Source organism: Isoptericola luteus, assembly GCF_020297055.1.
In the GTDB taxonomy this organism is placed as follows: domain Bacteria; phylum Actinomycetota; class Actinomycetes; order Actinomycetales; family Cellulomonadaceae; genus Isoptericola; species Isoptericola luteus.
The window spans coordinates 142,680-155,331 of sequence record NZ_JAIXCQ010000002.1 but is presented as its reverse complement, the minus strand read 5'-3'; the positions used below and the strand labels follow the sequence as shown (position 1 = coordinate 155,331).

The following is a 12,652-nucleotide window of genomic DNA, read 5'->3' as shown; positions in this document are numbered from 1 at the left end:
CGTCGATCCGTCTCGCGTGCGTCTGTACGCCGGCGGTGTCGCAGCCATCGGCCACACTCGCGCTCCCGACTCCGCCCCCTGGAGCCCACCGGTCTAAGCACCGGTCCAGGCCGCGGAGTCCACCCAAGGACCCGCGGCTTTCGTCTTTCCGCCCAGGGAAGAAGACCTCACCAGGTCGCACGAGCCGGACCCCTGACAGCAGGGGACCATCCGCAGGTCCTGAACATCGAAGTTCATCTCAACCTCAGGACCTGACGGAGGAACTCGTGCGTCTCGCACAGCTGTTGGACGAGCGGCTGCTCGACACGATCCCCCAGGGCGGATCCGGCCCCTGGACTCCCCATCAACCCCTCACGCAGAGCGCGGCCGAGGCGGACGAGCTCGACCGCCAGTTCGCTGCGCTCCTGCCCTGCCGCACCAACGACCCCGAGCTCTGGTTCGCCGAGCACACGGCCCAGGTGGAGGCGGCCAAGTCGCTCTGCCGTACCTGCCCGCTCCAGGCGGGGTGCCTCTCGGGCGCCCTCGACCGCCAGGAGCCCTGGGGCGTGTGGGGCGGTGAGGTCTTCGTCGACGGCAAGGTCGTGGCCCGCAAGCGCGGTCGTGGCCGGCCGCGGAAGTCGGAGACCGCGGCGGCATGACCGCCGGCGTCGCCGGGATCTCGACGGGTCCCGGTGAGAGCGGACGAAGGGGCGGGCTGCGGACGATGCGACCCGCCCCTTCGTGTTCTCGTCGGGGCTCGTCTCCCTATCGGGAGGACGGCCCCGGCAGCGCGGTGCAGCCGCAGGCGGGGTGCGGCCTGACCGGTCGTCGTCGCGGCACGGCCTCGGGCAGCGCGACCTCGAGCTGGGCACCGGCCGTGACCGGACGGGCGCCGTCGACGAAGGCCAGCACCTGCCCGGCCGCGAGCACGCCGGCCAGGGCGGCGAGCGTCGTCTCCTGCGGCGCGGGCCGGGAGGCGCCGACCAGCGCCCGGGCCACGACGGGCCATCGCTCGTCGAGGTCGGCCGCGTGACGTGCGGCGCACCCGACGCACGCCGAGACCCCCGGCACGACGAAGGGCCCCACGACGACGTCCGCCTCCCGCACGACGACGGGCAGGTGTGCCACGCCGCTGCCCAGGAGCCGTTCGTACCGGCCCGGGTCGACGGCGTGGGCCTGGACCTCGACGACGACGTCGGGCGCGGCCGCGTCGTCCGGCCCGAGCACCAGCGTCTCCGGGTGCCGCGCCCGCAGCCGACCCGCCAGCGCGGATGCCCGCGTCCGGCCGACGTCCTCCCGTTCGTACCCGCCGATGCCGAGGTCTACGACCTGCACCGGTTCGAGATCGTCCAGCACGAGCGTCCCGATGCCGGCAGTGGCCAGGTGCTCGGCAGTGAGCGCGCCGATCCGGCCCAGCCCGGACAGGCCCACGGTGCGGCCCGCGCGCTCTGCGAGGGTCGCGTCCCCGGCGTCGTCGGGTCGCAGCGCGCCGAGGACGACGGCGTCCGCGGCCCGGTCCACGAGCGCACCCGGCTCGCCGCGGTGTGCGGGCACCATGTAGCCCGCCCGTTCGAGGACCTGCTCGAGCAGCGCCCGTCGCTGTGCGTCCACCCCCCACCGCCGCGAGACCTGGTTCAGGGAGCGGTGGCGGCGCACCGCGGCGTCGCACAGCCAGCCCGCCTCGGCGGGGGAGAGACCGGTGAGCACGACGCTCCACCGGGGATCGGTACCGAGCTGGACCTCGCCGTCGCCGCGGTCGACCACCGGGGTCCCGGTACGGAGCCGCAGGGGCGCCGGCACAGGGGCAGTGCTCGATCCGCTGGGCGTCATGTCCGCCACTCTGGCACGACGTCGGCGGCCCTGGCCGGCGTCGTCCACAGGCCCGGCCGCAGGCTATTGACGTGTGTTCTTGTTCACAAAGATGACGAATTCCCGGTACGGTCGTGCCGTGGCCCACGACACGATGGCGTCTGTGGAGGTTCGACGGAGCCGCCGTCGGACCGCCACGGTGAGCGCGTACCGCGATGGTGAACGCACCGTCGTGGCCATTCCTGCGCGCTTCTCGCGGGACCAGGAGCGCGAGTGGGTGGCCAAGATGCTGGCCCGTCTGGAGGACAAGGAGCGTCGGCGGCGGCCCTCCGACGAGGAGCTGGCCGAGCGGGCGCGCGACCTGGCGCAGAAGTATCTCGGCGGCCGGCCGCGCCCCACGAGCGTGTCCTGGTCGTCGCAGCAGGAGCGGCGATGGGGGTCGTGCACGCTCGTCGACGGGTCCATCCGTATCTCGACGCGGGTGCAGGGCATGCCCGAGTGGGTCCTCGACTACGTGCTGCTGCACGAGCTGGCGCACCTGGTCCACGCCGGGCACGGGCCCGACTTCTGGAAGCTGCTCGAGGCCTACCCGCGCACCGATCGTGCCCGGGGGTTCCTCGAGGGCGTGTCCTTCGTCCAGGACGACGCCGGCTAGCGTCCCCCGGCCGGGCCCGGCTCCCCAGAGCCGTCCTCGTCGCGTCCCTCGTCGCCGCCTCGGTCCGACGGGTCCGTCCCGTCGGCGTCCGCGGAGCCCAGGATCTGGGCGAGCGCCGCGTCCACGTCGGCCTGCTCCTCGGCGAGCGCGGCGCGGCGCGCGTGGTAACCGGCGGGGTCGTCGAGGTCCGCGTCGTCGGGCAGCAGGTCGGGGTGCTGCCACACGGCGTCGCGGGCCTCGGGGCCGCCCTCGGCCAGCAGGTGCGCGAACAGCGCCGTCGCCTCGCGCGACCGGCGCGGCCGCAGCTCCAGCCCGACGAGCGTGGAGAAGGTGTGCTCGGCCGGGCCGCCGGCGGCCCGGCGCCGGCGCATCATCTCGCGCAGCGGGTACGTGTGGGGCAGGTGGGGCAGGGCGGCGGCCGCGGCCACCTCGGTCACCCAGCCCTCCACCAGCGCGAGCGCAGTCTCCAGCCGCAGCAGCGTCGCCTCCTGCTGCGGGGTGTGCTGCAGGCCGAACACGCCGCCGGTGAGTGCTCCCCGCAGCGCCTCGGCGTCGCTCGGGTCGATGCCGCGGATCTGCTCCTCGAGCACGTCGAGGTCGATCGTGATGCCGCGGGCGTACTGCTCGACCAGCGCGTGCAAATGGGCGGGCAGCCACGGGACGTGCGCGAACAGCCGTGCGTGCGCGGCCTCCCGCAGCGCGAGGAAGTGCCTGACCTCCTCCAGCGGGACGTCCAGGCCGTCGGCGAAGGCGGCGACGTTCGTCGGGAGCAGGACCGTGGCGGGCTCGGCGAGCAGCGGCACCCCGACGTCGGTCGCGCCGAAGACCTCCCGGGACAGGGTCCCGGCGGCCTGGCCGGTCTGCATGCCGAACACGGCGGCGCCGAGGCGACGCATCATCTCGGCAGGATCGAGCGCGCCGAGCGCCCCCACGGGCAGGCCGGGGAGGGCGGGCATCCCGCTGCCGGACAGGTCCTCGGGGAGCTGGTCGCGCAGCACGGTCGCCAGCGCCTCGGCCACCGACGTCGCGACCGGGGCCACCAGCCGGTTCCAGGCCGGCAGGGTCGCCTCGACCCACTCCGAGCGGCTCCACGCGTGCGAGGGCCCGCCCGCCGGCGGCAGGTCGGTCACGGCGTCCAGCCACAGCTCGGCCAGCCGCAGGGCGTCGGTGGCCGACTTCGACTCGCCGCCCGTGAGCGAGGGGTCGCCCTCGCTGGCGGCGACCTGGCGGGCGACGTCGTGCGCCACGTCGGTGTTCACGGGGCCGTCGCCGGACGCCGACAGCAACCGCTGGACCTGGGCGAGCACCTGCTGCATGACGGCGGGGTCGGGGGCGCCGGCGCCGGGGACCCCCGCCAGCGCGGCCGGGTCGATCCCCTGGGCGCGCATCTGGGCGAGGACCTCGTCGGTGCGGTCGCCGAAGAATCCCTCGAGCATGGAGTGCAGCATCCGCTCGCGCTCCTCGGCACCCTCGGGGTCGTCGGGCAGGTTGCTCATGTCGGGCTCCTCGGCTGGCGTGCGGCGAACTGGCGCGAGATCACCGTAACCACGCGCGGTGCCCGGCCAAGGTGCGACGCGGAGCAGGTTCGCTCTGGGCGCAGGAACCCCTGACCCTGCGTGTCGCCTCCCGCCGGAGTGCTGCGTCCTCGGGCAGGTCGGGGATGATGGGGCGGTGACCTTCGACCGCGACGTGCTCACCCCCGACGACGCACCGACGCCCTTCGCCCCGCCGGTCTCCCCGCGGAGCGTGACCCTGGGGATCTCCCTGCTGCTGACGGCGGTGCTCGCCGCCGTCCTCCTCGTGCTCCCGGCGCCGTACGCGATCCGCGCGCCCGGACCGACCGAGGACGCGCTCGGCCTCCTCGAGCAGTCGGACGGGTCGGCGAGCGACTCCGGCGCGGCGGACGGCGCGAGCGCGACCGCCGTCCCGGTGGTGCAGATCGAGGGTGCGCCCACCTTCCCGGTCACCGGCGAGCTGCGGCTCACCACGGTCTCGGCCTTCGGGGGACCGGGCGGGGACATCCTGCTCGGCGACGTCCTGCAGGGCTGGTTCTCGACCCAGCGGTCGGTGCAGCCGGTCGAGCTGGTCTTCGGCGAGGAGTCCCCGCAGCAGCAGCAGGAGGTGCTGCAGGCGCAGATGACGAGCTCGGAGCAGTCGGCCACCGTGGCTGCCCTCACGGAGCTCGGGTTCGAGGTGCCGGCGACCCTGACCGTCGCGGCCGCGGTGCCCGGGTCCGGCGCCGAGGGAGTGGTGGAGCCGGGAGACGTCGTGCGCAGCATCGGCGGCACGCCCGTGGTGACCCACCAGGACCTGCTCACGGGGCTCGACGACGTCACCCCGGGCGACGACGTCGTCCTCGGGGTCGAGCGCGGCGGGGAGGACGAGGACCTCACCGTCACCACGGGCCAGGGCGACGGCCGGGCGGCGCTAGGCGTCTACCTCGAGCCCGAGTACGACTACCCCGTGGACGTGACGATCCGTCCCGGGGAGATCGGCGGCTCCAGCGCGGGCACGATCTTCGCGCTCGCCATCATCGACAAGCTGACGGAGGCCGACGAGCTCGACGGAGCGGTGGTCGCCGGCACCGGGACCATGAGCGTCGACGGGCTGGTCGGCCCCATCGGGGGCATCCGCCAGAAGCTGTACGGGGCCGTCCGGGACGATGCCGAGTGGTTCCTCGCGCCGGCGAGCAACTGTGCCGAGGTCGTGGGGAACGTGCCCGACGGCCTGCGCGTCGTGCGGATCTCCACCCTCGCCGACGCGCGGGAGGCCGTCGAGGCCATCGGCGCCGGGGAGGCGGACGACCTGCCGACCTGCACCTCCGGCTCCTGACGCCCCCTGCCGGCACGTGACCGCACCGTCACGGAGACCGTGACGGGACCGTGACGACGTGGGGGCACGTGGTGGGGCGAACCGTGGGAACCTGGGAGGGACCCGAGACGTTCAGGTAGGACGTCCACCCGTCCCGAGCACGAATGAGGTGCCCGCACCGTGTCCTTTGCTGCCCCGCCCCGCCGACGTCCTGGTGGCCCGCCCGCCAAGCGACGGCGCAGCCCGCTCGCGATCACCCTGACGGTGGTCGCCGTGGTCGTGGTCGCCGTGCTCCTCCTCGCGCAGTTCTGGACCGAGGTGATGTGGTTCGACGCGCTCGGCTTCTCGAACGTCATCTGGACCGAGTGGGGTGCGCGCGCGGTCCTGTTCGTCGTCGGCTTCCTGATCATGGGGGCGGCGGTGTTCTCGTCGTTCACGCTCGGCTACCGCGTGCGCCCCGTGTACGCGCCGTCCACCCCGGAGCAGGCGACCCTCGACCAGTACCGGGAGGCCGTCGAGCCCTTGCGGCGGGTCGTGACGATCGCCGCGCCGGTGCTCGTCGGGTTCTTCGCCGGCGTGGCCGCGTCCGCGCAGTGGCGCACGGTGCTGCTCGCCTTCAACGGCTCGGCGTTCGGCACCGAGGACCCGCAGTTCGGCATCGACCTGGGGTTCTACGTCTTCACCCTGCCGGCGTTGCGCTTCGTGGTCAGCTTCATCATGGTCGTCGTCGTCATCGCCGGTATCGCGGCGCTGGTGACGCACTACCTCTACGGCGGGCTGCGCCTCGGCCCGGTGGCCGACGGCGAACCCCGGACCACCCCCGCGGCGCGCGTGCACCTCGCGGTCCTCGCGGCCGTGCTCATGCTGCTCATCGCCGCGAACTACTGGCTGGACCGGTACTCGCTGCTCACGTCGACCAACGCCAAGTACGACGGTGCGTCGTACTCCGACGTGCACGCCGTCATCCCGTCGAAGCAGATCCTCACGGGCGTCGCGGTGCTGGTGGCCGCGCTCTTCGTGGTCGCGGCGATCCGCGGCTCGTGGCGGCTGCCCGCGATCGGCGTCGGCCTGATGGTGGTCTCCGCGATCGCGATCGGCGGCATCTACCCGGCCGTCGTGCAGCGGTTCCAGGTGAACCCGAACGCGCAGGAGCTGGAGGCGGAGTTCATCCAGCGCAACATCGACTCGACGCTGGCCGCGTACGGTCTCGACGACGTGGAGACGACGTCGTACGACGCCACGACCGAGGCGGAGCCGGGCGCGCTGCGCGACGACGCCGAGACCACGGCGTCGGTGCGCCTGCTCGACCCCCAGGTGGTCAGCCCGTCGTTCCGCCAGCTGCAGCAGAACAAGCAGTACTACAACTTCACGGCGAACCTGGCCGTGGACCGGTACGACATCGACGGGGAGTCGCGGGACACCGTGATCGCGGTGCGGGAGCTCAACCTCGACGGCCTCGGCGACAGCCAGCGCAACTGGGTCAACGACCACACGGTGTTCACGCACGGCTACGGCGTCGTCGCCGCGTACGGCAACCAGCCCGGCCCGGACGGCCAGCCCGCGTTCTACGAGGGCGGCATCCCCACCCAGGGTGCGCTCACGGACAAGGGGTACGAGCCGCGGATCTACTTCAGCCCCGAGACCACGGACTACTCGATCGTCGGTGCGCCCGAGGGCACGACCCCGTGGGAGCTGGACTACCAGGCCGACGACGAGGAGGGCGGCGGCCAGGTCAACACCACGTTCCCGACCGACGACCACCAGGCGGGCCCGGAGATCGGCTCGTTCGGCGCGAAGCTCCTGTACGCCCTGAAGTTCGGCTCGGAGCAGATCCTGTTCTCCGACCGGGTCACCGAGGCGTCGCAGATCCTCTACGACCGGGACCCGCAGTCGCGCGTCCAGAAGGTCGCCCCGTGGCTGACGCTCGACAACCGGACGTACCCGGCGGTGGTCGACGGCCGCGTCAAGTGGATCGTCGACGCGTACACCACGACCGACGCCTACCCGTACTCCTCGTCGCAGCCGATGCAGGAGGCGACCGCCGACTCCCTGACGCTCGCGGCGCAGGGCGTGCCGGTCGAGACGCAGCCCGAGGTCAACTACATCCGCAACTCGGTGAAGGCCACGGTCGACGCCTACGACGGGACGGTCACGCTGTACGCGTGGGAGCCGGACGACCCGATCCTCAAGGCGTGGTCGGGAGTGTTCCCGACGTCGGTGCGCCCGATGTCGGAGATGTCCGGGGACCTCATGAGCCACGTGCGCTACCCCGAGGACCTGTTCAAGGTCCAGCGGGCGTTGCTCACCAAGTACCACGTCGAGGACGCCGGTCAGTTCTTCTCCGGTCAGGACTTCTGGGACAACCCGGAGGACCCGACGGTGGGCGGAGAGAGCCCCAAGCCGCTGCAGCCGCCGTACTACATGTCGCTGCAGATGCCGGGCGCCGCCACGTCGTCGTTCTCACTGACGAGCACCTTCATCCCGGGCGGCAACACCGACCGAGAGATCCTCACCGGGTATCTCGCGGCCGACGGCGACGCCGGGTCGACGGCGGGCGAGAAGAGCGACGACTACGGGAAGCTGAGCATGCTCGAGCTACCCCGTGACTCGACCGTGCCCGGGCCGGGTCAGGTGCAGAACAACTTCGACTCGAACCCGACCATCTCGGAACAGCTGAACATCCTGGAACGCGGCTCGTCGAGCGTGGTGCGGGGCAACCAGCTGACCCTGCCGGTGGGTGGCGGCCTGCTGTACGTGCAGCCGGTCTACATCCAGTCGTCCGAGGGCACGCCGTTCCCGCTCCTGCGTCGCGTGCTGGTCGCCTTCGGTGACCAGACCGGGTACGCGGAGACCCTGGACGAGGCTCTCGACCAGGTGTTCGGCGGCGACTCCGGCGCGAACGCCGGCGACGCCGAGGGCGAGGTGGAGACGGACGTGCCCACCGCTCCCGTCGAGGGCGAGGACGGCGGCACCGAACCGTCGGCCGAGCCGAGCACCGAGCCGTCCGGGGAGCCGTCGACCGAGCCGTCGGGCGAGGCCACCGCGCCCGCCGGTGACGCGCAGGCGCAGCTCGACCAGGCGCTCCAGCAGGCCAACCAGGCCATGCAGGACGCCGACGCGGCCCTCGCCGAGGGCGACTTCGCGGCGTACGGCGAGGCGCAGGACCGCCTCCAGGCGGCGATCGAGGCTGCGATCGCAGCCGAGGGTGAGCTCGGGGGCTGATCCCGGGACGCCCGGTCAGCACCATCACGGGAGCCGCCATCCGACCGGATGGCGGCTCCCGCGCTCTGTGGAGCGGAGCGGACTCTGAGGAGGGCCGCCCCGGGTTTTCGGCAGAATCCCGCGGCTGACGACGCGCCCCCGCCGCCGCGCGGATGTGACCTGCGTCCCATCTGCCTGGATATGGCCCTGGTGGGTTTGTCTCGCCGGAATCCATGCCGTAATGTTCAGGGAGTCGACGCGGGGTGGAGCAGCTCGGTAGCTCGCTGGGCTCATAACCCAGAGGTCGCAGGTTCAAATCCTGCCCCCGCTACCACAGGATGTCTGAGGACATCCGAAAGGCCCGGACCTACGAAAGTAGGCCCGGGCCTTTCGCGTTCCCCCTCGACGCGGGCTGGCCGCTCACCCCCGATCGACGACGTCGGCGCCCGGCCTGTGGATGACTGCGGGTCCGCCGCCCCGCCAGAGGCTACGTTCGAGCAGTCGCCGGCGAGCGCCCGCGACAGGCGTCGACGAAGGGCTCCGATGACACAGCAGCACCCGCCGGTGACGATGCCGGCGTTCTCGCCGAGCGGCCACGCCGAGACGAAGCGGCTGGCGGTGACCTCGCTGATCCTGGGACTGCTGTGGCTGGGTGGTATCGGCTCGGTGCTGGCGCTGGTCCTGGGGTATCGCGTCCTCGGGCGGCTCGGGCAGGTCGAACCGTCCTCGCAGCGGGAGGTGCGCTCGATCGCCGTGCAGGCCATCGTCCTGGGCTGGGGAGGTGTGGCGTTCGACGTCGCCGGGATCCTCCTGGCGATCGGGATGGCCGTGTACGGGGCGGTCGGCCTCGTGCAGCTGTCCACGCCGTCGTGGTGAGGCCGCCCTGCCGGGCCGGGGCCAGGAGCGCATGATGGGAGGGACCGGTGCGGTGACGGATCGAGGAGGTCGGCGATGAGGGCGACGGTGGGCGACCGGATCGTGGTGGCGTCGGGGGTCGTGGGCGGCGCGGTCAGGGACGGCGTCGTGGTGGCCTGCGAGCGTGAGGACGGGTCGCCGCCGTACCGGGTGCGCTGGTCCGACACGGGGGAGGAGACCCTGGTCTTCCCGGGTGCGGACACCCTGGTGCGTCACGGTGACGACGACCAGGTCGTGGAGCCCACCCCGGCGCGTTCGGTCACCTGGCAGGTCCAGCTGACGCTGCTGGAGGCCGCGGGCAGCACGACGGCCGAGGCGACGCTCGTCGCCGGACCCGCCGAGCACGGTGACGTCGGGGCGATCCGCGCCGTGGGGCACGCACGCAAGGACCCGGGCGACGTCGAGGTGCCGGTCATCGGAGACGAGGTCGCGGCGGGTCGTGCGCTGCGCCGGCTGGCCGACGCCCTGCTGGGCCAGGCCGAGCAGGACATCTCCGCGCGCACGGGTCACGCCGCACACGTGCATCCCTGACGTGCGTGCCAGGCGGCCGGACGTCCGGGTGCGGGGTGTGAGCGGGGACACGGGCGGCAGGGCCCTGAGCCCGCCACGGCGCGCATAGGCTCGGCTGCGTCTCCTTGCTCGCACCCCCTTCGCGTGAAAGGCCCTGCCGTGCCCCTCGTACTCCGGTCCCGTCGCACTCTCACCGCCGCCCTCGTCCCGGCGCTCGCGCTCGGGCTCGCGGCCTGTTCGTCGGACGGCGGTGAGGAGCCGGGCAGCTCGTCGTCGAGCGCCGCCGCGGCGGACTGCACCCCGGAGGGTCTGCAGACCCTCACGGACGGCACCCTCACCGTCGGTGCGAGCGAGCCGTTCGAGCCGTGGTACGTGGGCGAGCCGACCAGCGGCGAGGGCTTCGAGTCCGCCCTCGTGTACGCCGTGGCGGACGAGCTGGGCTTCGCGAAGGACGACGTCGTCTGGGAGTCGGTGACGTTCGAGCAGATCATCAGCCCGGCGATCAAGCCGTTCGACGTCGCGGCCTACCAGACCACCATCACCGAGGAGCGCAAGGGCGCGGTCGACTTCTCCAGCCCGTACCTCACCAGCCGGCAGGGCGTCATCGTCGCCGACTCCGGCGAGTTCTCCGCCGCCGCGAGCCTGGCGGACCTCGAGGGCGCCAAGGTGGGCGTGACCGCCTCCCAGACGTCGCTCGACGTCACCGAGGCGGCATGGGGCGACAAGGTCGAGGTCGTGCCGTTCAGCGCGGTGGCCGACGGCATGACGGCACTGAGCTCCGGCACGGTCGACGCCATGGTGATGGACGTCGACCAGGGCGTGGCCGCGACGACGGTCTACTTCCCGGACACGCACGTCGTCGGCACGCTGCCGTCGGTGGGCGAGCCGGAGCAGCTCGGACTCGTCCTCGACAAGGACTCGGCCCTGACCGCGTGCGTCTCGGCCGCCGTCGACACGCTCGCCGAGGACGGCACCCTCGACGAGCTGAAGACGACCTGGCTGAAGTCCGACGACGTCCCCGAGCTCTCCTGACCGGTCGGACGCAGGTGAGCTCCGCGGGGGACGAGGCGGCCGACGGCTGGCAGCCGTCGGAGCGGGCGCGGGCCCGCACGGCGTTCCGCCGCGCCCAGCGGCGCCGTGCGCTGCTGGTCGCGGGCGTGGCCACCGCCCTCGTGGTCGCCGCCGTCGGGTACGTGGTTGTCACGGCGCCGGGCTGGGAACGGGCGCGCGAGGCGTTCTTCTCGCCCGAGCGGGCGTGGGAGGTGCTGCCCCAGGTCGCCGAAGGGCTCTGGCTCAACCTGCGGGTGTGGGCGGTCGCGAGCGGGGTGGGCCTGGTCGTGGGCATGCTGATCGCCGTGGTGCGCACGTCACGGCTGCCCGTGCTGTTCCCCCTGCGGCTGCTCTCGGTGGCCTACGTCGACGTGTTCCGCGGCGTTCCGCTGCTGCTGGTGCTGCTGCTGGTCGGCTTCGGGCTGCCGGCGCTGCGACTGACCTGGCTGCCGGTGAGCGCCGCGTTCCTGGGCGGGCTCGCCATCGTGCTGACGTACACGGCGTTCCTCGCCGAGCTGTTCCGGGCGGGCATCGAGTCGGTGCACCCGTCGCAGGTGGCGGCAGCGCGTTCCCTGGGCCTCACGCGCGGCCAGACGGTGCGGCGGGTCGTGCTGCCGCAGGCCGTGCGCAACGTGGCCGCCCCGGTCGCGAGCATGCTCGTGTCCCTGCAGAAGGACTCGGGGCTCATCTCCATCCTCGGTGCGGTGGACGCGATCCGGGCCGCGCAGATCGCCACCACCGGTGACTACAACTTCACGCCGTACGTGGTGGCGGGCCTGCTGTTCCTCGTGATCTCGATCCCGCTGACCCGCGTGGTGGACGCGTGGTCGGCACGCCAGGGGTGGCGCGGTCAGCTCCGCGGCGTCGCGGGCGCGGGGGTCGTGCGATGAGGGCCCCTGGCGGTGTGACGGGGGCGCCGCTGCTGTCGCTGCGCGGCGTGCGCAAGTCGTTCGGCACCGGTGCGGCCCTCAACGTCGTGCTCGACGGTGTGGACCTCGACGTCGAGCAGGGGTCGTGCGTCGTCGTGGTGGGCTCGTCGGGATCCGGGAAGTCGACGCTGCTGCGCGTGGTCGACCTGCTCGAAGACGTCGACGACGGGCAGGTGCTGCTCGACGGCGAGGACGTCGCCGACCCGTGGGTCGACGCGGACGCCGTCCGCGCCCGGCTGGCCATGGTCTTCCAGCAGTACAACCTGTTCCCGCACCTGCGGGTCCTCGACAACGTGACGCTCGCGCCGCGCGTCGTGCACGGGAGGCGCCGCGCCGAGGCCGAGGACGCTGCGATGGCGGTGCTGGAGCGGGTCGGGCTGGCCGACGTCGCGCGGGCGTACCCCGACCAGCTCTCCGGCGGCCAGCAGCAGCGGGCGGCGATCGCGCGGGCCCTGGTGAACGGGCCCGAGCTGTTGCTGCTCGACGAGGTGACCTCGGCGCTCGACCCCGAGCTCGTGGGGGAGGTGCTCGACCTCCTCCTGTCGTTGCGCGCGGACGGGGTCGCCGGCGGCCCGACGACGATGCTCGTCGCCACCCACGAGATGGGCTTCGCCCGCGAGGTCGCCGACGAGGTGGTGTTCCTCCACGCCGGCCGCGTGCACGAGCGCGGCACCCCCGGCCAGGTGCTCGACGACCCGCAGCGGGAGCGCACGCGGGACTTCCTGCGCCGGCTGCGCTGAACCGCCCTCCGCGCCGGTCGAGCGGTATCAGGATGGTTCCGGGCCGCCTCCGT

General features: G+C 73.0%; 11 protein-coding genes and 1 tRNA gene. 10 read left to right on the top strand and 2 right to left on the bottom strand.

What is annotated here, in order from left to right:
• Positions 1-266 precede the first annotated feature (266 nt).
• Positions 267-638 carry a WhiB family transcriptional regulator gene (locus LEP48_RS03785; protein ID WP_308009962.1) on the top strand — a complete coding sequence of 124 codons (372 nt, stop codon included), beginning with the start codon at positions 267-269 and terminating at the stop codon, positions 636-638.
• A gap of 106 nt (positions 639-744) precedes the next feature.
• Here LEP48_RS03785 and LEP48_RS03780 read toward each other — a convergent pair whose 3' ends face one another.
• A complete protein-coding gene (locus tag LEP48_RS03780) occupies positions 745-1,809 on the bottom strand; it encodes a ThiF family adenylyltransferase (protein WP_225564249.1) in 1,065 nt (354 codons plus the stop codon).
• A 91-nt stretch (positions 1,810-1,900) separates the two neighbouring features.
• Here LEP48_RS03780 and LEP48_RS03775 point away from each other — a divergent pair, with 91 nt between their 5' ends.
• Positions 1,901-2,443, top strand: coding sequence for a M48 metallopeptidase family protein (locus LEP48_RS03775; RefSeq protein ID WP_225564248.1), 543 nt, complete (start codon positions 1,901-1,903; stop codon positions 2,441-2,443).
• Here LEP48_RS03775 and LEP48_RS03770 read toward each other — a convergent pair.
• On the bottom strand, positions 2,440-3,939 hold the full coding sequence (locus LEP48_RS03770; protein ID WP_225564247.1) for a zinc-dependent metalloprotease: 1,500 nt from the start codon (positions 3,937-3,939) through the stop codon (positions 2,440-2,442). The two genes, LEP48_RS03775 and LEP48_RS03770, sit on opposite strands and share 4 nt — an antisense overlap.
• Positions 3,940-4,114: 175 nt before the next feature.
• Between LEP48_RS03770 and LEP48_RS03765 the strand changes: the two genes are divergently transcribed.
• From LEP48_RS03765 to LEP48_RS03730, 8 genes are all read left to right on the top strand, one after another.
• Entirely contained in the window at positions 4,115-5,275 is a 1,161-nt protein-coding gene (locus LEP48_RS03765; RefSeq protein WP_225564246.1) for a YlbL family protein, read from the top strand.
• Positions 5,276-5,434: 159 nt separating this feature from the next.
• Positions 5,435-8,476: a UPF0182 family membrane protein gene (locus LEP48_RS03760; RefSeq protein WP_225564245.1), complete on the top strand. Its 3,042-nt coding sequence runs from the start codon at positions 5,435-5,437 to the stop codon at positions 8,474-8,476.
• Positions 8,477-8,712: 236 nt separating this feature from the next.
• Positions 8,713-8,789 (top strand) — tRNA-Met (locus LEP48_RS03755).
• A 209-nt stretch (positions 8,790-8,998) separates the two neighbouring features.
• The gene (locus LEP48_RS03750; RefSeq protein ID WP_225564244.1) at positions 8,999-9,331 is read left to right on the top strand and encodes a hypothetical protein; all 333 of its coding nucleotides are present in this window, start codon (positions 8,999-9,001) and stop codon (positions 9,329-9,331) included.
• A 75-nt stretch (positions 9,332-9,406) separates the two neighbouring features.
• Entirely contained in the window at positions 9,407-9,901 is a 495-nt protein-coding gene (locus tag LEP48_RS03745) for a dsRBD fold-containing protein (protein WP_225564243.1), read from the top strand.
• 138 nt (positions 9,902-10,039) lie between these two features.
• Positions 10,040-10,912 (top strand): ABC transporter substrate-binding protein, encoded by an 873-nt coding sequence (locus LEP48_RS03740; protein WP_225564242.1) that lies wholly within the window; start codon positions 10,040-10,042, stop codon positions 10,910-10,912.
• Between the two features lie 14 nt (positions 10,913-10,926).
• Positions 10,927-11,820 carry an amino acid ABC transporter permease gene (locus LEP48_RS03735; protein WP_225564241.1) on the top strand — a complete coding sequence of 298 codons (894 nt, stop codon included), beginning with the start codon at positions 10,927-10,929 and terminating at the stop codon, positions 11,818-11,820.
• The gene (locus tag LEP48_RS03730; RefSeq protein ID WP_225564240.1) at positions 11,817-12,599 is read left to right on the top strand and encodes an amino acid ABC transporter ATP-binding protein; all 783 of its coding nucleotides are present in this window, start codon (positions 11,817-11,819) and stop codon (positions 12,597-12,599) included. Before LEP48_RS03735 ends, LEP48_RS03730 begins: the two co-directional genes overlap by 4 nt.
• Positions 12,600-12,652 lie beyond the last annotated feature (53 nt).

Coding starts and splice junctions, on each gene's coding strand:
- LEP48_RS03770 (WP_225564247.1), bottom strand. CDS start 3,939: ATGAGCAACCTGCCCGACGACCCCGAGGGTGCCGAGGAGCGCGAGCGG.
- LEP48_RS03745 (WP_225564243.1), top strand. CDS start 9,407: ATGAGGGCGACGGTGGGCGACCGGATCGTGGTGGCGTCGGGGGTCGTG.
- LEP48_RS03775 (WP_225564248.1), top strand. CDS start 1,901: ATGACGAATTCCCGGTACGGTCGTGCCGTGGCCCACGACACGATGGCG.
- LEP48_RS03780 (WP_225564249.1), bottom strand. CDS start 1,809: ATGACGCCCAGCGGATCGAGCACTGCCCCTGTGCCGGCGCCCCTGCGG.
- LEP48_RS03750 (WP_225564244.1), top strand. CDS start 8,999: ATGACACAGCAGCACCCGCCGGTGACGATGCCGGCGTTCTCGCCGAGC.
- LEP48_RS03730 (WP_225564240.1), top strand. CDS start 11,817: ATGAGGGCCCCTGGCGGTGTGACGGGGGCGCCGCTGCTGTCGCTGCGC.